Source organism: Polaribacter filamentus, assembly GCF_002943715.1.
Lineage (GTDB): Bacteria > Bacteroidota > Bacteroidia > Flavobacteriales > Flavobacteriaceae > Polaribacter > Polaribacter filamentus.
In genome coordinates, this window is the sequence record NZ_MQUA01000013.1 from 2,636,731 (window position 1) to 2,657,792 (window position 21,062).

The 21,062-nt window shown below is 31.2% G+C and carries 18 protein-coding genes and 1 pseudogene; 9 read left to right on the top strand and 10 right to left on the bottom strand.

Features of this window, described 5'->3' with window-relative positions:
* Positions 1-19: 19 nt before the first annotated feature.
* Positions 20-424, bottom strand: a pseudogene (locus BST83_RS14060) (YdcF family protein); the annotation flags it as partial.
* Between the two features lie 417 nt (positions 425-841).
* Here BST83_RS14060 and BST83_RS14065 point away from each other — a divergent pair.
* From BST83_RS14065 to BST83_RS14085, 5 genes are all read left to right on the top strand, one after another.
* Positions 842-1,276, top strand: coding sequence for a LexA family protein (locus BST83_RS14065; RefSeq protein WP_104810337.1), 435 nt, complete (start codon positions 842-844; stop codon positions 1,274-1,276).
* Between the two features lie 78 nt (positions 1,277-1,354).
* On the top strand, positions 1,355-2,590 hold the full coding sequence (locus BST83_RS14070; RefSeq protein WP_104810338.1) for a hypothetical protein: 1,236 nt from the start codon (positions 1,355-1,357) through the stop codon (positions 2,588-2,590).
* A 10-nt stretch (positions 2,591-2,600) separates the two neighbouring features.
* Positions 2,601-3,116: a DUF2975 domain-containing protein gene (locus tag BST83_RS14075; protein WP_170062792.1), complete on the top strand. Its 516-nt coding sequence runs from the start codon at positions 2,601-2,603 to the stop codon at positions 3,114-3,116.
* Between the two features lie 2 nt (positions 3,117-3,118).
* On the top strand, positions 3,119-3,622 hold the full coding sequence (locus BST83_RS14080) for a DUF2975 domain-containing protein (protein WP_104810340.1): 504 nt from the start codon (positions 3,119-3,121) through the stop codon (positions 3,620-3,622).
* A gap of 1 nt (position 3,623) precedes the next feature.
* Complete coding sequence (locus BST83_RS14085; RefSeq protein ID WP_104810341.1) at positions 3,624-3,830, top strand: helix-turn-helix domain-containing protein; 207 nt, start codon at positions 3,624-3,626, stop codon at positions 3,828-3,830.
* A 95-nt stretch (positions 3,831-3,925) separates the two neighbouring features.
* Here BST83_RS14085 and BST83_RS14090 read toward each other — a convergent pair whose 3' ends face one another.
* Positions 3,926-6,424 (bottom strand): S9 family peptidase, encoded by a 2,499-nt coding sequence (locus BST83_RS14090; RefSeq protein WP_104810342.1) that lies wholly within the window; start codon positions 6,422-6,424, stop codon positions 3,926-3,928.
* Positions 6,425-6,528: 104 nt separating this feature from the next.
* Complete coding sequence (locus BST83_RS14095) at positions 6,529-6,978, bottom strand: nucleoside deaminase (protein WP_104810343.1); 450 nt, start codon at positions 6,976-6,978, stop codon at positions 6,529-6,531.
* 236 nt (positions 6,979-7,214) lie between these two features.
* Between BST83_RS14095 and dxs the strand changes: the two genes are divergently transcribed.
* Positions 7,215-8,984, top strand: coding sequence for a 1-deoxy-D-xylulose-5-phosphate synthase (gene dxs, locus BST83_RS14100; protein WP_104810344.1), 1,770 nt, complete (start codon positions 7,215-7,217; stop codon positions 8,982-8,984).
* A 51-nt stretch (positions 8,985-9,035) separates the two neighbouring features.
* Here the strand turns inward: dxs and BST83_RS14105 are convergent, their stop codons facing one another.
* The 5 genes from BST83_RS14105 to BST83_RS14125 all read right to left on the bottom strand — a co-directional run bounded on the left by BST83_RS14105 (position 9,036) and on the right by BST83_RS14125 (position 18,006).
* Positions 9,036-12,500, bottom strand: coding sequence for a T9SS type A sorting domain-containing protein (locus BST83_RS14105; protein WP_104810345.1), 3,465 nt, complete (start codon positions 12,498-12,500; stop codon positions 9,036-9,038).
* A gap of 8 nt (positions 12,501-12,508) precedes the next feature.
* A complete protein-coding gene (locus BST83_RS14110) occupies positions 12,509-12,910 on the bottom strand; it encodes a hypothetical protein (RefSeq protein ID WP_146092175.1) in 402 nt (133 codons plus the stop codon).
* Between the two features lie 91 nt (positions 12,911-13,001).
* The gene (locus BST83_RS14115) at positions 13,002-14,339 is read right to left on the bottom strand and encodes a deoxyguanosinetriphosphate triphosphohydrolase (RefSeq protein ID WP_104810347.1); all 1,338 of its coding nucleotides are present in this window, start codon (positions 14,337-14,339) and stop codon (positions 13,002-13,004) included.
* Between the two features lie 151 nt (positions 14,340-14,490).
* The gene (locus BST83_RS14120) at positions 14,491-16,887 is read right to left on the bottom strand and encodes a ribonucleoside-diphosphate reductase subunit alpha (protein ID WP_104810879.1); all 2,397 of its coding nucleotides are present in this window, start codon (positions 16,885-16,887) and stop codon (positions 14,491-14,493) included.
* A 147-nt stretch (positions 16,888-17,034) separates the two neighbouring features.
* Positions 17,035-18,006 carry a ribonucleotide-diphosphate reductase subunit beta gene (locus BST83_RS14125; protein ID WP_104810348.1) on the bottom strand — a complete coding sequence of 324 codons (972 nt, stop codon included), beginning with the start codon at positions 18,004-18,006 and terminating at the stop codon, positions 17,035-17,037.
* Between the two features lie 374 nt (positions 18,007-18,380).
* Between BST83_RS14125 and BST83_RS14130 the strand changes: the two genes are divergently transcribed.
* Positions 18,381-18,572 (top strand): cold-shock protein, encoded by a 192-nt coding sequence (locus tag BST83_RS14130; RefSeq protein WP_104810349.1) that lies wholly within the window; start codon positions 18,381-18,383, stop codon positions 18,570-18,572.
* A gap of 87 nt (positions 18,573-18,659) precedes the next feature.
* Positions 18,660-19,691 (top strand): COX15/CtaA family protein, encoded by a 1,032-nt coding sequence (locus BST83_RS14135; RefSeq protein WP_240614766.1) that lies wholly within the window; start codon positions 18,660-18,662, stop codon positions 19,689-19,691.
* Between the two features lie 138 nt (positions 19,692-19,829).
* Here BST83_RS14135 and BST83_RS14140 read toward each other — a convergent pair whose 3' ends face one another.
* Positions 19,830-20,252, bottom strand: a complete 423-nt coding sequence (locus tag BST83_RS14140) for a molybdenum cofactor biosynthesis protein MoaE (protein ID WP_104810880.1) — start codon at positions 20,250-20,252, stop codon at positions 19,830-19,832.
* A gap of 187 nt (positions 20,253-20,439) precedes the next feature.
* Between BST83_RS14140 and BST83_RS14145 the strand changes: the two genes are divergently transcribed.
* Positions 20,440-20,715 (top strand): DUF3817 domain-containing protein, encoded by a 276-nt coding sequence (locus tag BST83_RS14145; protein ID WP_104810881.1) that lies wholly within the window; start codon positions 20,440-20,442, stop codon positions 20,713-20,715.
* Positions 20,716-20,814: 99 nt separating this feature from the next.
* Here the strand turns inward: BST83_RS14145 and BST83_RS14150 are convergent, their stop codons facing one another.
* Entirely contained in the window at positions 20,815-21,057 is a 243-nt protein-coding gene (locus tag BST83_RS14150; RefSeq protein WP_104810351.1) for a MoaD/ThiS family protein, read from the bottom strand.
* Positions 21,058-21,062: the final 5 nt, after the last annotated feature.

A 21,062-nucleotide genomic window follows, 5' to 3' on the forward strand; every position in this document is an offset into this window, starting at 1 on the left:
GTTTTGTGTCTTTAAAACACTAATAGTATAATCTGTTTTTAATTATTCCTTTTATAGCTTTCTTTTCATGATTCAGTAAAGCATTGTATTCTTCTTCTTCAAAATTACTTTTAACGCCGATAAATTTGATTTTATAGTTTTTTAAAACTTCACTAAAAATTAGTTTTACACGTTCTAAATGATAATCCGAAGTAATTATTTTTAAATGTATATTTTCTAATGTTGAAATAATATCTCTAGTTTTTACAGCGTCCTCAACCGTGTTTGTTGATAAAGCAAATTCCAAAAAACAATCTTCAGAAATTCCTCTTTCCATTAAATATTTTTTGGTGTAAAAAGCATGTGGTTTACTAGCTGTATTAAAAAGCGCTCCACAACCACCAGTGCAAAGAATTAGTGTGTTTTTTTCATAAATTTCTAAGCAAAAATCTAACCTCTACTTTGCCATCATGCCTAATTCTCCTGTTGGTGAATTTGGAGATCCTAAAACAACTAAAATTTCTTTATCCATATAAAAATTCTGATTTTTTACAAAAATACGCAACAAGGGGAATGATTTGCTAAGAATTCAAGAAAAAATAGCAGCATAAAAACCGTCAAAACTCTATCTTTCAAAACTACTTTTGTAATCGTAACCTACATTCTTCTAATACACATTATGGATCGGTTTTTAATCTAAAAACACACTAATAAAACCAATGAAGTGCTAAGTAGAGATAAGCGTCCAATTGAAAACCTTTCAAAAAAGAGTAACAGAATAATTTGGCTTCCATATTTATGTAGTTTTAATTATGAAATAAAATACTGATAATTTTAAAGAAAAGTTATAATTTGCAATCAAATGAAAATATCAGAAACACTAACTTTTTATACACCAAAAACTTCAACTGGAAATGGAGCAATCTTAGTTGACGTAGGTATTTCTGCTGGTTTTCCTTCAGCCGCAGAAGATATTTGTGAAACTAGAATTTCTTTAGATGACGAATTAATCAGAAATAAAGACACTACTTTTTTCGCAAAAGTTAAGGGACAATCTATGATTGACGCTGGTTTAGATGATAGTGATTTATTAGTAATTGACCGAAGCTTGGAACCTGCAAACAACAAAATTGCGGTTTGTTTTTTAGATGGTGAGTTTACTGTAAAACGTTTGCGCGTTGAAAAAAATGAAGTTTGGTTGCAACCAGAAAACCCTAATTATCCTATAATAAATATCACAGCAGATAATGATTTTGTGATTTGGGGGATTGTAACAAACGTTATCAAAAAAGTTTAAAATTACCTTTTTTAATATTTTATTATTGTTTATCAATAATTTTTATATATTTGTTGCATCAAAACAAAATTATAAAAAGTGAATTCTAATCAAATACAATCAAAAAACTGGAGTTTAATATCTAAAATAATCTTTCGATTTTCTTTTAGCTATTTCACAGTATTCATTCTTCTATTATTCTTAGCTCTTTTTATAGAAACCCCATTACGCTGGTTTGCTGACACAATCCTTAATTGGGGAGCAGATTTTAAAATGGAAAGTACAGGTAGTGGCGATAGATCATTTGATTATGTCCGCTTTTTCTTGAATCTTATTTTAGCTTTTTTCACCTGTATTGTCTGGTCAATTTTAGATAAAAAAAGAACTTCTTACACAACGTTATTCTATTGGTTTCAAAGTGTTTTAAGACTATTTTTATGCATTGCAATGATTCTTTATGGTTTGGCAAAAGTATTTAAAGGCCAATTTGCTGATCCAAGTTTAGAGTTCTTATTACAACCTGTTGGCGAATTGTCTCCTATGGGATTGGCCTGGGTATTTATGGGGCATTCTATGGTATATAATATCTTTCTTGGTTCTTTAGAGATATTGGGCGGACTCCTGTTACTATATCGTAAAACAAGTACTTTAGGAAGTCTTCTTATTTTAGGAATTATGATGAACGTGACAATTATGAATCTTACCTATGACATTCCTGTAAAGTTATTTTCTATTCACCTGGTATTAATGGCTTTCATTTTACTAGTTGCAAATGGTAAACGAGTACTCAACTTCTTTCTTAAAAATGAAGCGACAGAGAAGCTACTCTATATAAATTACATCAAAAACAAATCGTTTTTAAAAGTAATTCGTTTTTTCAAAAAAGCAACAATCATTATAGTTACCATACTTGTAATACTACAATGCTTTATCAATTTCAAAGCCACAGAACAACTTAGATCTAACTCTGAAATTCGTGGTATCTGGAAAGTAGAAACCTTTACAAAACAAAACGATACGTTGGCGCCACTTTTAACCGATTCTTTTCGATGGAGGTATTTGATCATCGATTATAAAAAGAAAGCTGTTGTCAAGAAAATGAACGACACTATAGAAAGATATTCTTTTGAAGAAAATACCGAAACAAAAGAACTTATTCTTAAAAGCTCAACAGATTCAATATCTCAAAAATTTACCTATTCTATTTCGAATTCAAATCAATTAAAACTAAAAGGAGACCATTTAAATATTTCTTTTAAAAAAGTACCTACATCTCAATTTAGGCTTCTCAACAGAAAGTTTCACTGGATAAATGAAACTACTTATATGTATTAAAAACTATAAAATGAAAACAGAGAAATTATTAAAAGTCATGAAGTTCTTTTCATGGTTTGCTTTTATCGGATTAATGATTAAATCAGGAGGAATTCTAGTCACCTATTTATTAAGCATAGAAAATGCAGCGATTTCAAAAAGTTTATATGACGGCATCAACCTCTTTGAATACAGAAATTATAGCTTTACACAGTATTCTTTTATTATATCTTATAAAATTTTACTATTTGCGACTGAAGCTTATATTGCGTTTTTAGTGATTAAATTACTGCGAAAATTAAATATTAAACAACCCTTTAATATGGATGTTCAAAAATTAATGCAACAAATAAGCAAAGGTATTTTCTATTTGTGGATTTTGGCAATTGTGCACAACACGCACATGCAATTGATTGGAAAAAAATATGATTTTCAAATGGATTTGTTCTCTAGTGATTTCGTTTTCCTTTCTCTAATCATCTTTATTTTTGCGCAAATTGTAAAAAGAGGCATTGAAATTCAATCTGAAAATGACTTAACCATATAATTATGAGAAAAATTAATATTTTAAAAGGCATTGTAGATGTACTTTGGATATTCTCTATGCCAATAGTATTAGTAATTATTGGTTTTTCTATTGCAATTTTCTTTGTTGATTTAGGTGAATTAAATATCAAAATAAATTCAGTAAATTTTAATAGCGATGCCTTATTATCAAAAACATTACTTGTTATTTCAGCACTAAATTATTTACTAATTATTACAGCTTTATATTTTTTTAGAAAAGTATTAAACCACTTTATAAGAGTAAAAATATTTGAAGAAACGGTTATAACATCCTTCAAAAAAATAGGAAATTTATTAGCTGTTTCCGGGATTATTTCTCTCACAATCGCAATGATTAGTAAAATTTATTTTGAACAAAAAATATCTTTAGAATTCGGATTAAACCAGCATATAGTAATTATTTGCTTAGGCTTGTTCTTTATCATTTTAAGTGAAATATTTAAAATAGCCAAGAATCAAAAACAAGAAAACGACTTAACTATATAATATGGCAATCATAGTAAATTTAGATATAATGCTTGCAACTCGTAAAATGCGGAGTAAAGAATTGGCAGAAATAATCGGAATTACTACCGCAAATTTATCCGTTTTAAAATCAGGAAAAGCAAAGGCAATTCGGTTTTCAACTTTAGAAGCTATTTGTGATGCTTTAGATTGCCAACCTGCAGATATTTTAGAATATCAGCAAGATTAAAAAGCATAAAAAAACTCCGAATTTTCATTCGGAGTTTTTTTCTTTTATTTTAATCAGTTCCTGACTACACTAGAACTGACATAGAATTTAATAATTTATTTATTCTTTGGATCATCCATATTCATATATAATATATCAATATCTGTAGCCTCTTTTCCTAATAAATATTTACTAAAATGATCTGCTCTTAGCCAAAAAGAATATTCTGTCATGTCTCCAAAACCATGTCTTTGGCCTGGCATAATCATAAATTCAAAACGCTTATGTGCTTTAATTAATTGTTCGGCCATTCTAATCGTTCCCGCAGGATGCACGTTATTATCCATATCGCCATGAATTAACATTAAATGTCCTTTTAAGTTTTTTGCCAAAGATTGATTGTAATCAATATCATATTTATAAGAAATTTTTCCTTTTTCGTCAATTTCTTCTTTTACACCGTGATGCGTTTCACTCCACCAAGAATTATACACTCTATTATCATGGTTTCCTGCGGATGAAACTGCGGCTTTAAAGAAATCTGGATAGACTAACATTGCTGCTGTAGACATAAATCCACCACCAGAATGACCGTAAATCCCTACTTTATCAATGTCTATAAATTGATGTTTATTCGCTAATTGTTGTGCTACATATTTTTTATCAGCCAAACCATAATCACGTAAATTTCCGTAACCATAATTGTGATACCATTTAGATCTGTCTGGATGACCACCTCTATTTCCCAAGGTAATTACCACAAAACCAACTTGCGCCATTCTATCTAAACGATCCATTCTATAAGAAAAAGATTTGTTTACAGCTTCGGTTTGTGGTCCAGGATACACATATTCTAAAAGCGGATATACTTTTGTAGAATCCATATCAAAAGGCTTGTACATCACACCGTAAATATCTGTAATTCCGTCATCCGCTTTTACTTTAAAAGGTTCTGGAAATTGATATCCTGATGCTAATAATTGCGATAAATCTGCAGTTTCTAGATCTAGAACTAACTTTCCGTTCGTATCTCTCACTTCCGATTTTGGAGTGGTATTTACTCTAGAAAAATTATTTACAAAATATTGATTCGAATCAGACATCGAAGAAGTTGTTGTAAAATCTCCAGGATCTAAGGTCTTCATTCCCGATCCGTTTAAACTGATTTTATACGTATGGGCATAATAAGGGTCGTGCTCTTTGTTGACACCGTTTGCTGTAAAATATAAGGTTCTACTTTTTTCATCTAAACCCTCAAATCCTGCCACATGATAATCACCTTCTGTAACTTGATTTTTTAAGTTTCCGTTGGCATCATATAAATAAAAATGTGCCCAACCATCGCGCTCTGCCCAATGCAACATTTCTGTTTCATTGTTAAATAAAATTAAGGGTGCAGACTCTATGTAGGTATTAAAACGCTCTTCAATCAACACTTTGTATTCACCCGTATTTATATCAGCTACACAAACATCATATTTTTTTCTATCTCTAGAAATTACACTAAAATAAAGTTTTCCTTTTTTTGACAAAAGCAAAGAAGGGGTAAAATCATCATCTCGATCAGATTGTTTTCTTGGTGCTCTAAAAACATTTAAACTTTGTTGACGAACCGTATCTAAAGGAACTTTTACATGCGTTTTTGTTGGAATATCAAAAATTAATAATTCTGATTTGTAATATTCTTGCTCTCCCGGCATATGGTATTTATAGGTTTCTAAAGTTGGTCTTTTTTTACCTGTAGAATTAATTACCCACAAATCTTTGATGTGTCTAGAATCTGATTTTTCGAACACAAACTTTTTAGAATCATGAGACCAAGTTCCCCACGCACCTTTACGTTTGTCTTTATTTTCATCTTTATCAACATTATCTTCTCTTGAACTACCGCCGTAACCGTAGTTATCTTCTCCATCTTTTGTCCATTGATTTTCTACAACAGTGCTATCTTTTTCGTTTTTAATAAACTTTTTAAAGTTTATTTTATCCATCCAATACAAGTTAAATTGTTTTGAGTATAAAACGATAGAACTATCTGGAGCAATATTTGCCCACTTTTCCCAAGGTTTTTTCTCTTCTTTTTTAGTGTTGATTATTTTCAAACCATTACTACCTAGTCTATATTCTAAATAGTAGGTTTTTTTCTCCATTTTTGGTGTCTTCGTTTTTTCACTTTTAGTGGATATGGAATCATTTTCTATATCTTCTTTTTCATCAACGAACTCCACTTCTTCGGTTGATTCTACTCTAAAATGAATCGCATTTTCAGCTTCATTAAATTTAAAATCCAATTTCGGTAAATGTTTAGCATCATAAGGATCTTTGGTAATTTCTGTTAACCATTTCGCCATCTTCACATTGTCAAAAAGCTCATTTTTGCTTTTTTTATCAAGATCAACCAGATAATGATTAGACCCATCCGATGTTTTGTAGGCATACCAAAAACGGTTTCCCTTTTTTAACCAATGCGGATTTACATCCGTTGAATGCACCATTTTTGCCAAGTTCTCTGGCGCATATTTGGCGGCCTGCCTATAATTTGGCGTTGGAGTTTCTTGCGCAGAAATTACTGATACAGTAAATAAAAACACAAAAAATAAGATACTATTTTTCATCTGTAGTGTTTGTTTAATTTGAATTAAAATCTAAAGTTCTCGAAAACAAATTATATTACAAATTATAAAGTAATTTATATTAAAAGTTTATCGCTTTTTAACAATTAATTAAGATTCCGTTTTTCAACAAAGAATCTTTTTAACAATTGCGAACATTCTTTTTCTAAAACACCACTTATAACTTTTGTCTTTGGATGTAACGTAGTTTTTAAGTTCACAAAACCTCTTTCTAGTTCAGAAGCTCCATAAACAATTGTATCAATTTGTGCCCAATAACTTGCGCCAGCGCACATTTGGCAAGGTTCTAAAGTAACATACAATACACAATCTTTTAAATATTTTCCTCCTAAAAAATCAGCTGCTGCTGTAAAAGCTTGCATTTCTGCATGTGCCGTTACATCCGTTAAGGTTTCTGTTAAATTATGCGCTCTCGCTATAATTTGATTTTTATGAACAATAATTGCACCCACAGGTACTTCGCCTTTATCATAAGCTGCTTCTGCTTCTTGCAAAGCTTTTTTCATGAAATAAATATCGTCAAAAGGTTGTATCATTTTTTGTGAATTATGTTCTTTATTTATTTTTGACTATGCCCATCATACCTAATATTATAAAAATATTTGCTATAATTCGTCCCCAGAAAATAAAAGGCATCCGAAGTTATTATGTTTAATATGATGAGTTTAAAACTTGCAATCAATATTAGTAAAGGTAAATTTTCTTTTTTCACCATAACTATTCTTTTTACAAATCAATATTACAAAAAGTTATATTGTATTTTTGTATTCGGATGAATAATTTATTAAACAACATATCAAACCCATCAGATTTAAGAAAATTAAATACTGACCAATTGCCACAATTGGCAAAGGAATTGCGTGCATTTATTATTGATATTGTTGCTGCAAAAGAAGGCCATTTAGGTGCAAGTTTGGGTGTTATAGAACTCACAATTGCACTTCATTATTTATTTAATACACCAAATGATTTATTGGTTTGGGATGTTGGACATCAAGCATACGGACATAAAATTTTAACGGGCAGAAAAGACATTTTTCATACCAATAGACAATTTGGCGGAATTGCTGGTTTTCCTTCTAGAAAAGAGAGTGAATTTGATGCATTTGGAGTTGGGCATTCTTCCACTTCTATTTCTGCAGCTTTAGGAATGGCACTTGCATCTAACTTAAAAGGCCATGCAGAAAAACATCATATTGCTGTGATTGGCGATGCTTCTATTGCAAGCGGAATGGCTTTTGAAGCCTTGAATCATGCAGGAGTTTCTGACGCCAATTTATTGATTATTTTAAATGATAATGCTATCGGAATTGATCCTTCGGTTGGCGCGTTAAAGGAATATTTAACCAAAGTTAAAACTGATAAAAGATTAGCTGCGCAAAATAATATTGTCAAAGCTTTGAATTTTGATTATTCGGGGCCTATTGACGGTCATGATTTAACAAAAATAGTATCAGAATTAGAACGATTAAAATCTGTAAAAGGTCCAAAGTTTTTACATGTAATTACCACAAAAGGCAAAGGTTTACAGCAAGCTGAAGAAGACCAAGTTACCTATCATGCACCAGGAAAATTTAATAAAACTTCTGGGGAAAGAATAAAAAAAGAAGAGAGTTTATATACAAAGTATCAAGATGTTTTTGGAAAAACAATTGTAGAATTAGCAAAACAAAATGAGAATATTGTGGGTATTACACCCGCAATGTTAACCGGAAGTTCGTTAAAATTGATGTTACAAGAATTCCCAAAACGAACTTTTGATGTTGGTATTGCGGAACAACATGCAGTTACTTTGGCTGCCGGAATGGCAACTCAAGGATTAATTCCGTTTTGTAATATTTATTCAACGTTTCTGCAACGTGCTTACGATCAAGTAATTCATGATGTTGCTTTGCAAAATTTACCGGTTATTTTTTGCTTGGACAGAGCTGGTTTGGTTGGTGAAGATGGCGCAACGCATCATGGTGTTTTTGACCTGGCGTATCTAAGATGCATTCCTAACTTGATTATTTTTGCACCAAGAAATGAAATTGAATTGCGCAATATTTTATACACGGCTCAATTAAGATTGAAAAATCCGATTGCAATAAGGTATCCGAGAGGAAAAGGAAAAATTATTGACTGGGAAAAACCTTTTCAAAAAATTGAAATCGGAAAAGGAATTTGTTTAAAAGAAGGGGGAGGAATCGCTATTTTATCTGTTGGAACTGTTGCTGACACCGTTTCTGAAGCAATTATTTCGTCAGTAAAAAGGGATGAACTTGCACATTATGATATGCGTTTTATAAAACCTTTGGATGAAAACTTATTACATCAAATTTTTAAAAAACATCAAACTATAATTACCATTGAAGACGGAACAATTAAAGGGGGATTTGGTTCCTCAATTTTAGAATTTGCATCAAAATTTAACTATAAAAACAATATTAAAATTTTAGGCATCCCTGATGAATTTGTAGAACACGGAAGTAGTGAAAAACTTCAAAAAGAAGTTGGTTTAGATGCTGAAAGTTTAGTGAATTATTTTAATTTAAGATCATAAAAAAAAGACGCCAAATGGCGTCTTTTTTATTTCAATTTAACTATTCTACAATTATTCAATAATAATTTTTCTAGAAGATGTTTTATTGTTTTCGCGAGAAATGTTTACAAAATAAACTCCCGCTTTTAAATTAACAGAAATACTTTGTTTTTCATTAACTGAAAAATCTACCTGTTTTTTAAATACTTCTCTTCCTCGAATGTCAAAAATATTCATTTTAGCTTTCCCCAACTCGTTTTTTGCCTGAATCGTAAAATTACCATTAGAAACTGTTGGATATATTGTAAATGCTTTTAGACCAGCTAAAACCTCTTCTACAGAAGCCGTCGCTTCTTTATTTATTGATCTAATTGCCCAACCATAAGAATTGGTAAATGGATCTGAAACTAAAGAAAACCTAAGTACTATCGTTTCTCCTGTTGAGAATCCTTTTGTTGTTAAATCTATTGTTTGCTCTTTAAATAACGCATCATTGATTGGAATTGAACCTACATCAACTTTCGTTGATTCAGCCAACCATTCAGTAAATCTTCGAGAATCATATTTATCTATTGTTTTCCATGTACTAAGATCTGTAGATGCTTCAATAATTACATAATCATAAAACTGAGACAAATCATTTAAATCAGTTGTATAAGGCTCTACAATAGCAAAATCTTCGTACATGAAATTTTTATTTGATTCAGAAATAGTTAAAGGCTGTTTTAGTACTACGGAATAGGTAGTTCTACTACTATAAGGATGACCCGAATTATTTAGAACATTACCGGTAATATTATTACTCAAATTATCTATTACAAACCCAGCATTAAAAGCAAAAACATCTGATTCAGTAAACTCTGTGATTTTTAAAAATGTGCTTGGAGATTTGTAAGATACAATATCAAGGTTTTTATTCTCTTTATCAGTTTCTCTTTTATTCGAATCTTCAAACAATTGTACTGAAACGGTATGCCTTCCTTCTGTTAAGTCTAAAGTTTCAAAATTATATGTAATTCCAGTATTAAAATCTTGCACTACTTCTGCTTTTTCTACATCATCTATAAAAACTTTAACCCTATTTACCTTATCAGTTGTAACATTATAACTAATAATTGCTTTATTACTGTCTAATGCTTTTTGCCTTGACGCAACGTTTGGTTTTGCGAAATATTGTGCTAAAGTAAAGTTATTCAGCTCAGAAATGGTTGCAGACCAGATTCCTCTACCATAAGTTGCCATCACTACTTGGTCGTTTACGACTTCCATATCATAAACAGCAACAGGTATAAAATCTGAAACTAAACTCCAATTAGCACCTCCGTTTTCTGTTTGAAAAATACCAATTTCTGTACCAGCCCAAATTATGTCTTTATCAAAAGGCATTTCTAAAATACTATGCACAGCCACATCAGGAAACCCTGTATTTGATCCTGCACTAAACCCTGAAATATCTGTCCAAGTATTTCCTAAGTCTTCTGTCTTTAAAATTTTAGCGGCTCCTTGACCAGAAAAAGCAAGGTAAGCTCTATTCTTTTCTGTGTAAGAAGTACTCATGCCAGAAATATTATAACTATGAGTTTTTGTCGGATCATCATAAACATTTGTGCTTGTAAATGTTTGACCGTTATCTTGAGAAACGTGCATAGTAAAGCTACCATTTTCTGTCATTACTGCACCCGCCCAGATAATATCTGGATCTGCAGAAGATACTTTAACATTTAGAGAACTTGTAGCATTTGATGTAAAATTACTAGTAATAGGTGTTAAATTCCATGTGGTTCCAAAATCTGTAGATCTCCAAACCCCGTTTGTAGATACTGCAAAAACGGCATCTGGATTATTATTTGCATTTGCTATTTTTGAATAAAAAGGTGATGTATCCTGATCATTAGAGTCAGTAAAATTACTTGATCCTACGCTAATATTGTTAACAAATCTATTAACATTATTATATTGAGATGTAGTTATGTAACTTCCAGGTTTATTGTAATGCCAAATAACTTCAAAACCATCACCGCCACTAACACCACTGTATATTTTTGATTTTGAAGAATTATTTCCACCAGAAGACCACGAGCCATTGTCTTGTGCCCCTGCTAAATAATTGTCTTGCCCATTTTGTTTTGCCGCACCATAAAATTGTGTACTATTTTTCCCCATCACAGTATTAGACCAATCACCTTGAGATACACCTGGATCTTGTTTAGAGGAAGTACTATACACACCACCATCATTTGCTAACAAAATTTTAAATTCTTGGTTATTTCCCAAAACTGTATACAGACCGTGCTGATCTACATGAACATACGTATTTATTTTACTATTATCATAGCCTGAAGCAATTGATTCTGAAGTAAAATTATTTCCAGAAATAGTAACTTTAAAAACGGCTATACCACCTACATAAAACACATTAGCATCATAAGGATGTGCCATGATAACATTATCGTACCATCCTTGACCTGTTAATAAATTTGCGGATGTAGCTGTACCCTCAGTAGTTAAAGTTGTCCAAAAGAATCCTTTACTTGTAGAATAGTAAAAATCTGTATTTACCCCCACAGTTGCTCCAGAACTGCTAAAAACGCTTAAAAAAACCCTTGAATCTACGGGAGAAACAGATAACTCAAATCTTCCATGGTTAGTGTTTTTAGATTCTTTATCAAAAACAAGTTTCCATGTTAAACCTCCATCTGTTGATTTTACCACTCCAACACTATCAACTGATCCATATAGAATATTAAAATCTGCAGGATCAGCATCTAAATCTTGCACTGTTCGAGAAGAATTATAAACTCTTGTCCAAGAAGTTCCTCCATTAATCGTTCTATAGATACCAGATTCTGTTCCTATTAAAACATTATTCTTGTCATTTGGGTTGATAATTATTCTACCAATGTCTCCATAATTCAAAGTTGCTGTTAAGTGTTGCCAAGTAGTTCCTCCATCTGTTGTTTTAAAAACACCTGAGCCACCAATCGCACCTAAATTTCCAAAAGGTTCGCCTGTACCTACATATAACGTATTAGCATCTGTTGGACTAATTACAATAGTAGAAGTCGCTAGGTTCGGAATTTGAAGATCTGTTAGATTTTCCCAAGTTGTTCCTGCATCTTCCGTTAACCAAACACCTCCACCAACAGTACCAACATACCATCTGTTCGCATTTGTAGGATCTACAGCAATTCCTCTAGTTCTACCGGGAACGTTTGCTGGACCTCTTTCTGTAAATATAGGAGCGATAACATTTGCACTTTTACTAAATAAAACTTGCTTTTTTGCTTTCTTGTATTCTTCTACTAAATATCCTTTTTTGTAGGTAGATTTTTGTGCTCCAAAAGGTTTTCTAATTTCTTTTTGATAATCAGCAATATGTTCTATTCCTTTTTTATGAACGGCATTAAGGTCTTTCTTTTTCTTCTTAAATTTTACTTCTTTCACTGTAAATTTTTTGTTCTTACTTTGTTGCTGACAAGAACTTAAAAAAGCTACTGATAAAATTGTGTAAAATATTACTGCGTAAATTTTCTTCATATATTAATTTATTTAATTTCTATTATTGTATAATTGGTACTAGGTTTCTTTTTTGTTTTCTCAGAGAAATTATAATCCTCTTTTCGTATCATTCCCACGTGTGCAAAACATTTTAAACTGGTATTATCTTGCCATTCTATTTTACTTCCAATAAAAACTCCTTCTTTCTTTTCTTTTTTGGTTTTTACATCAATAACTTTATAATGAAATGTTATCGGCAAGTTACCATCTGCGTTATGCTTTAAAATTAAAAGCAAGGTTTTTTTTTGATTGTAAATCTCTTTGACAACCTCTCTTTCTTTAAATATTATTTTGTTTTCCTCTTCTATTTTATGTAAAGATTTAGATTTACAGCTTAAAAAAAAAGATAAAAACAAAGAACATAGCATACATTTTATAGTAGTACTCATAAAAATATATTTTACTTTTTGTTCATAATTTTACACATTGTTTTTACACATTGCTTAACAAATATATAAAATTAATAATAATTACCCAATTTCACATACTATTTCCTGTTAATTTTTTATGCATTCTAATAGCATAACTATCAGACATTCCTGCAACGTAGCTGCAAATTAACATAATTCTGTTATACAGATTAGCACGCTCTATTTGATATTCTTGTGGTAATAAATTCAGAACTAATTGATCATAATTTGAAGCAGTACCATCAAACTTATTGTTTAACGAATTTACGAAAATATTTAACAAGTCGGCAATAATTCTATAGCCAGCAACTTCTTTTTCTACAACTTCTTTACTTTTGTAAATTTTATCAACGCTAATTTTAATAATATCGTTAATCTGTGCCTCATAGGTACATTTATCTAATAAAGATTTATCAAAAGTTCCGCTTAAAATTGCTACTTCATTTGCTAGAAAAATTTCTACAGCTTCATTAATTAAAACGCCAATTGCCAAAGCTCGCAAATAACTTACTCGGTCCTTTTTGTGTTTTAAAGAGTGGTATTTTTTACTATCAATCGTGTCTTTTACCAACTTTATCATGTATTCTAAAGCGAATTCCTCTTCGATTAAACCAAGATTAATTCCGTCTTCAAAATCTATAATGGTGTAACAAATATCGTCTGCTGCTTCTACTAAATAGGCTAAAGGATGTCTGTAAAATGAATTATTTTCAACTGATTTTTGCAACAAACCTAGCTCTTGAACAACTTCTAAAAATTCTGTTTTTTCTGATTGAAAAACCCCGTATTTTTTATCAACGATATGATTTGTGGGCTTCTTTGGTAAACTTTCTTTTGGATATTTTAAAAACGCTCCCAAAGTTGCATAGCTTAAACGCAATCCTCCAGAAATACCTTCTCTAGATTCAGTAAGAATTTTAAATCCGTTTGCATTTCCTTCAAAATCAATTAGATCTTGGTATTCTTTGGCTGATAATTGGTCTTTGTATTTTGCACCCTTTCCGGATTTAAAATACTCACCAATTGCTTTTTCTCCTGAATGGCCAAAAGGCGGATTTCCAATATCGTGCGTTACTGAAGCTGCTGCAACAATAGCTCCAAAATCGTTAAAAGTGTAACCCAATTCTACTAAATTTGGATGCCGTTCTAACAACACTTTCCCTACTCTTCTGCCTAAAGTTCTACCCACCACAGAAACTTCTAAACTGTGTGTTAATCGTGTGTGCACAAAGTCGGTTTCTGATAACGGAATTACTTGTGTTTTGTCTTGTAAACTTCTAAATGCCGATGAAAATATAATTCTATCAAAATCTACCTCGAAACCTAAACGAGTTTCGTCTTGCGCAATTCTTAGGCGTTTTTGTGTATCGCCAAAACGTTTTAAAGAAAGAAGTTGTTCCCAGTTCATCATCACTTTTAATTTTTATCGAATTTACAAAAAAAGAGAAGTATTTCTACTTCTCTTTTTGTCAAGTTTTAATTTGATGAAATTTTATTTTAAAAAATCACAACATAATATAATAAATAGATTGCTTCGTTCCTCGCAATGAAGTTTTAGTTTAAGAACCACACATCTCGCAATCATCGTCTGGCGCTCCGTTTTTAGAAGCATCCACCATTGCTTTAAATTCGGTTGGACTCATTGGTTTTTCTTCAATTACCTCTTCTGTTTTTTCTTTAGAAACTGTAAACTGCGTTGCATTTACTGCCGATTTTGTTCTTAAGTAATACATTCCTGTTTTTAAGCCAGATTTCCATCCGTAGAAATGCATTGAAGTTAATTTACCAAAATCTGGATCTTTCATAAACAAGTTCAAAGATTGAGATTGATCTATAAAATAACCTCTATGACGCGCCATATCTATAATATCTTTCATACTCAATTCCCAAACTGTTTTGTATAATTCTCTTAAATCCGCAGGAATAGACTCTATATGCTGCACAGAACCATTTGCGCGCATAATGTTTTCTTTCATATCATTATCCCACAAACCTAGTTCTACTAAATCTTCTAGTAAATGTTTGTTTACAACAATAAATTCTCCAGATAAAACTCTACGTGTATAAATATTAGAAGTATACGGCTCAAAAGCTTCATTGTTTCCTAAAATTTGCGAAGTAGATGCAGTAGGCATTGGCGCCATTAACAATGAGTTTCTAACTCCATGTTTCATTACTTGCTTACGCAATTTAGCCCACTCCCAATTTCCACTTAACTCTTCATCTTTAATTCCCCACATATTGTACTGAAACTCTCCTTCAGACATTGGCGAACCTTTAAATGTAGAATACGGTCCCTTTGATTTTGCTAATTCCATAGAAGAAGTTACAGCCGCAAAATACATGGTCTCAAATATTTCTTGATTCAATTTTTTAGCTTCATCACAGGTAAATGGTAAACGCAATTGAATAAAAGCATCTGCTAAACCTTGAATTCCTAAACCTACAGGTCTGTGTCTAAAGTTGGAGTTTTCTGCTTCTTTTACAGGGTAGTAATTCATATCAATCACAGTATCTAGATTACGAATTACTTTTTTAGTAATTTCAAATAATCTTTTGTGATTGAAAAATTTCTCTCCGTTTTCTTTTTCAGAAACAAACATTGGCAATGCAATAGATGCTAAATTACAAACAGCAACTTCGTCTTTTGCTGTGAATTCCATAATTTCTGTACACAAGTTAGAAGAACGAATAGTTCCTAAATTCTTCTGATTTGTTTTACGGTTTACAGCATCTTTGTATAACATATAAGGAGTTCCTGTCTCAATTTGAGATTCTAAGATTTTCTCCCATAATTCGCGTGCTCTAATCGTTTTTCTTCCTTTACCCGCAACTTCGTAACTTGTATATAACCGTTCAAATTCTTCACCATAGGTGTCATATAAATGAGGACATTCGTGAGGACACATCAACGTCCAATCCCCATCTTGTTCTACACGTTTCATAAATAAATCTGAAATCCACATTGCGTAAAATAAATCTCTTGCACGCATTTCTTCTTTTCCGTGATTTTTCTTTAAATCTAAAAAGGAGAAAATATCTGCATGCCAAGGCTCCAAATACATTGCAAAAGAACCTTTACGTTTTCCTCCACCTTGATCTACATAACGTGCCGTGTCATTAAATACTTTTAACATTGGCACAATTCCGTTAGATGTTCCGTTTGTTCCTGCAATGTAAGAACCTGTTGCTCTAATATTATGCAAAGACAAACCAATACCACCAGCAGATTGTGATATTTTTGCAGTTTGTTTTAAGGTATCGTAAATTCCTTCAATACTATCGTCTTGCATTTGTAGTAAAAAACAAGAAGACATTTGTGGTTTTGGGGTACCCGCGTTAAATAATGTTGGCGTTGCATGTGTAAAATATTTTTTACTCATTAACTCATACGTTTCAATTGCTTCATCAATATCATTTTTATGAATACCGATAGAAACACGCATTAACATATGTTGTGGACGTTCTGCAATTTTACCGTTCAATTTTAACAAATAAGAACGCTCTAAAGTTTTAAAACCAAAGTAATCGTAGCTAAAATCTCTATTATAAATAATAGTAGAATCTAATTTTTCTGCATTGTCTTTAATGATTTTATACACATCGTCTGCCAACAATGGCGCTTTCTTTTCTGTACGTGGATTTACATAATAATACAAATCATCCATGGTTTCTGAGAATGATTTTTTGGTGTTTTTATGTAAGTTAGAAACGGCTATTCTTGCTGCTAATTTTGCGTAATCTGGGTGTGCAGTTGTCATTGTAGCGGCAGTTTCTGCTGCTAAATTATCTAATTCGGATGTGGTTACACCATCATACAAGCCCTCAATAACACGCATTGCAACTTTTACGGGCTCAACGATATCGTTTAATCCGTAACACATTTTTTTAACTCTTGCAGTGATCTTATCGAACATCACTGGTTCTTGTTTGCCATCTCTTTTTAATACGTACATTGGGTTGTTTGGTTTTATTTTAAACTTAATTATGATAGCCGCCAAAACATCCACATTTTGGCAGTTTAACTTTATAATCCTAATAGTGCATATCAGAATTTACAGAATTCTTTTCATAGGGAATTTAGTTTCTAAAAAGGAACTAAATTAAAAATCAGAATCAAAACTTATACTCCCTGTTCCGCCCGATTTTACACCCGCTTTTTGATACTCAGAAACTCTTTTTTCGAAAAAATTCGTTTTTCCTTCCAAAGAAATCATTTCCATAAAATCAAAAGGATTTGTAGCATCATATTCTTTTTCACATCCAAATTCTAATAACAATCTGTCTGTAACAAATTCTAAATATTGCGTCATCAACTTAGAATTCATACCAATCAAACTTGCAGGCAAGGACTCTGTAATAAACTCACGCTCAATATTTAAGGCGTCGATTAAAATTTCTCTAATACGCTCTGGAGAAACTCTATTTACAATATGATTGTTATGCAAATGCACCGCAAAATCAGCATGCATTCCTTCATCCCTAGAAATTAATTCGTTAGAAAAAGTTAATCCTGGTAGTAATCCTCTTTTCTTTAACCAGAAAATTGAACAAAATGCTCCTGAAAAGAAAATTCCTTCAACGGCTGCAAAAGCAATTAAACGCTCTGCAAAAGAATCAGATTCTATCCATTTTAAAGCCCAATCTGCTTTTTTCTTAATTGCAGGAAAAACTTCGATTGCTCTAAATAATCTATCTTTTTCTACTTCGTCCTTAACATAGGTGTCTATTAATAAAGAATAAGTTTCAGAATGAACGTTTTCCATCATGATTTGAAATCCGTAGAAGAATTTTGCTTCAGAGTATTGTACTTCATTCACAAAGTTCTCTGCTAAATTTTCGTTTACAATTCCGTCTGAAGCGGCAAAAAATGCTAAAATATGTTTGATAAAATAACGCTCATCATCCGTTAATTTGGTATTCCAATCTACAATATCAGCATGTAGATCGATTTCTTCTGCAGTCCAAAAACAAGCTTGTTGTTTTTTGTACCATTCCCATAAATCATCGTGTTGAATAGGAAAAATCACGAAGCGATTATCATTTGGTTGTAAAATTGGTTCTTTAAAAGACATTTATTGTTGAAATTTGAGTGTTATTAAAACTTAATAAATCGCTATAAAACGACTCCTACAAAGATGGACTTTTTTGTTCCAAAATGAAAGCCATACTTATCCACAAAACCCATGAAGTTTTTAACAAAATGGAACTTTTTTGATTTTTTAGTGATTTTAATTTTTTTTTCAAAAAACTGTTTTACAGTGTTTTAAAATAAAAAAAAAGCTTAAAGTCCTGATTATATTGACATTCTTAAAATAGTCATCTCATAAATTTTTTGTAATTTTTTAAAAAAATTTTATTCAAAAAAAACATTGATTTTATTAAAAATTAAAAAAAAACACTTAAAATATGTATATTTGAATATTATTAACATTTATTATTTATCAAAGTGAAAAACGGAACAGTAAAATTCTTCAATGAATCTAAAGGATTTGGATTTGTAATCGAAGATGGAACAAAAACAGAGTATTTCTTACATGTATCAGGCTTAATCGACGAGGTTAGAGAAGGCGATGCAGTAGAATTTGATCTTAAAGAAGGTAGAAAAGGTTTAAATGCAGTAGACGTTAGAGTAATCTAATTATTTTAAAATTTTTTACAGAAAAAAGATCGTCTAAATTATTTTTAGACGATTTTTTTTTGCCGTATTTTTGTAGAAATATTATAAATGATGAAAAATAGGTTCCCACAAATTGTACAAATTGCTATTATTTCTGTTTATTTAATCTTCTTGGCAGGCTCTATTGTAAGAATGACGGGTTCTGGAATGGGCTGTCCAGATTGGCCAAAATGTTTTGGGTATTACATACCGCCCACTTCGGAAGACCAAATTATATGGAAACCAAATACAACGTTTAAAAAAGGCTATATTATTATAAAAGACGAAGTTTTATTTGTTGCTGAAAAAGATATTAAAACTGAAGCAGAATTCAACATAAAACTCTGGAAAAGGTACGTAAAACACGATTATGCTACTTTTAATAAATTTCATACTTGGACAGAATATATAAATAGACTAGCAACCGTACTTTCTGGTTTTGTATTCTTGTTTTTAATCTATGCCGCATCTAAATTCTGGAAAGAAGATAAAAGAATACCGCTACTAGCCTACGCTGCTTTTTTCTTAATGTTGGTAGAAGCTGTAATGGGCAAAATCGTAGTTGACACCAATTTAAAACCAGGATTAATAACCGTTCACATGATTATTGGTTTGATAATTATAGGTCTTCTGTTACAATTAAAATTCATCATTTCTACTGATAAAAAGAAATACAACTACAACTCGTTATTTAATAAATTATTAATTATTTCTGTAATTTTCTCTTTAATTCAGGTTGCCATGGGTACGCAAGTAAGACAATTTATAGACGAACAAGTAAAACAGTTTGGTTTTGAAAACAAGAATTATAGCTTGATGAATCCTAGTTTTAAATTCTATTTTCATAGATCTTTTACCATTGCAATTGTACTTGTAAACTTCGGACTGTTTTACATCAATCAAATTAAAAATCTAGGTTATAAACTGGTAAATTGGATTGTTTTCCTAATCTTTTTAGAAACCATAACAGGAATTTTAATGTATTATGCAGAATTCCCTATAGGAACACAAGCAACACACTTATTGGCTGGAGCAATTTTATTTGGACTGCAATTTTACTTATGGATACAGAGTAGAAGGACCGTTTCTAGTAGTAAGTAAATTAGTTAGCATTTTTCACTATCAGGTAGCAGTTTCTCACTGTTACGTAAACTACGCCTGCCTGCTGACACTGAGCACCGCGACTGAAAACTAAAGACTGAAAAATGATAATTGAAGACTGATAACTGAAGACTAACCCTACGGATGTGCATTTACCCAAATTTCACCATCAGAAAAATGTTCTTTTTTCCAGATAGGAACTGTTTCTTTTAAAATATCAATTGCAAATTCGCAGGCTAAAAAAGCGGCTTTTCTATGTTTTGCGGATGCAGTGATGATTACAGGAATATCACCAATTTGAAGCATTCCCTCGGCATGATGAATAGCAATTTTTTTTATATCAAATTTTGATAACGTTAAATCTGCAATTTTTTGCATTTCTTTAATTGCCATTGGCTTATAAGTCGAGAAATCTAGTTGTACAACTTCTTTTCCTTGCGTATCATTTCTAACAGTACCAATAAATGCAGAAATTCCGCCACAAGAATCGTCTTCTACAAATTGATAACATTCTTGTAAATCTAACTTTTCTGTTGTTATTTTAATTGAAGTTCTCATTATTTTAAGAAAAACTGAATCAGTTTCGGTATATTTCATACAAAAATAGGAAAACAAAATTGTATTTTTGTAAAAAAAAATAAAACGTCTGTATAAGAGTTTTAGGGTAAATAACCTGCTTCTAAATTAAACAGATTGCTTTTTAAACCCAATTGTAGGGGTCAAGCTCTTAATGACGAAAAACAAATACATGAAAAATATCTTTAGAGTTGTTAGTTTTTTAGAAGGAATTTCTTACTTATTATTGATGAGTTTAGGCTTGTATTATAAATATGCTTTAAACGACCCTAGTTATGTAAAAATGTTTGGAATGCCTCACGGCGTTTTATTTATGCTTTATATTATTTTAGCAATCATGCTTAAAAAAGAAATGAATTGGAATGTCAAAGATTTAGGAATCATTTTACTTTGTTCTATTCTTCCTTTTGGAACTTTTTATATGGATTATAAGTATTTAAAGAAGTAGATTTTTTATTTCACTGCTCCTCAAAAAGAAAAACACAGAAATTCACTGTGTAAATCTGTACAAAATTTTCTTACCTTTAGAAAGAGTAGTACCAACTTCCTATCCACCACTTACAGGCGGAATAACCGCAACAACATCACCAGTTTTGATGATTACATCATCAGTTGCATAGGCTTCATTTACAGCAATTGCATACGTATTAACATTTTCTAATTGATTAAATCTTTCTTTTAAAACGTATTTAAAATCTTTTATGGATATATTTTCTTCAACAACTATTTGCAATTCTGATGCGCCAGCAAAATCTGTTGTAATTCCGAAAAAAAGTGTTTTTATGTTCATCAGCA

What these genes read in the sequence shown, in the direction of transcription:
- BST83_RS14065 (WP_104810337.1), top strand. Translation starts at nt 842, where the DNA reads ATGAAAATATCAGAAACACTAACTTTTTATACACCAAAAACTTCAACT.
- BST83_RS14075 (WP_170062792.1), top strand. Translation starts at nt 2,601, where the DNA reads ATGAAAACAGAGAAATTATTAAAAGTCATGAAGTTCTTTTCATGGTTT.
- BST83_RS14080 (WP_104810340.1), top strand. Translation starts at nt 3,119, where the DNA reads ATGAGAAAAATTAATATTTTAAAAGGCATTGTAGATGTACTTTGGATA.
- BST83_RS14085 (WP_104810341.1), top strand. Translation starts at nt 3,624, where the DNA reads ATGGCAATCATAGTAAATTTAGATATAATGCTTGCAACTCGTAAAATG.
- BST83_RS14090 (WP_104810342.1), bottom strand. Translation starts at nt 6,424, where the DNA reads ATGAAAAATAGTATCTTATTTTTTGTGTTTTTATTTACTGTATCAGTA.
- BST83_RS14095 (WP_104810343.1), bottom strand. Translation starts at nt 6,978, where the DNA reads ATGATACAACCTTTTGACGATATTTATTTCATGAAAAAAGCTTTGCAA.
- dxs (WP_104810344.1), top strand. Translation starts at nt 7,215, where the DNA reads ATGAATAATTTATTAAACAACATATCAAACCCATCAGATTTAAGAAAA.
- BST83_RS14105 (WP_104810345.1), bottom strand. Translation starts at nt 12,500, where the DNA reads ATGAAGAAAATTTACGCAGTAATATTTTACACAATTTTATCAGTAGCT.
- BST83_RS14110 (WP_146092175.1), bottom strand. Translation starts at nt 12,910, where the DNA reads ATGAGTACTACTATAAAATGTATGCTATGTTCTTTGTTTTTATCTTTT.
- BST83_RS14115 (WP_104810347.1), bottom strand. Translation starts at nt 14,339, where the DNA reads ATGAACTGGGAACAACTTCTTTCTTTAAAACGTTTTGGCGATACACAA.
- BST83_RS14120 (WP_104810879.1), bottom strand. Translation starts at nt 16,887, where the DNA reads ATGTACGTATTAAAAAGAGATGGCAAACAAGAACCAGTGATGTTCGAT.
- BST83_RS14125 (WP_104810348.1), bottom strand. Translation starts at nt 18,006, where the DNA reads ATGTCTTTTAAAGAACCAATTTTACAACCAAATGATAATCGCTTCGTG.
- BST83_RS14135 (WP_240614766.1), top strand. Translation starts at nt 18,660, where the DNA reads ATGATGAAAAATAGGTTCCCACAAATTGTACAAATTGCTATTATTTCT.
- BST83_RS14145 (WP_104810881.1), top strand. Translation starts at nt 20,440, where the DNA reads ATGAAAAATATCTTTAGAGTTGTTAGTTTTTTAGAAGGAATTTCTTAC.
- BST83_RS14150 (WP_104810351.1), bottom strand. Translation starts at nt 21,057, where the DNA reads ATGAACATAAAAACACTTTTTTTCGGAATTACAACAGATTTTGCTGGC.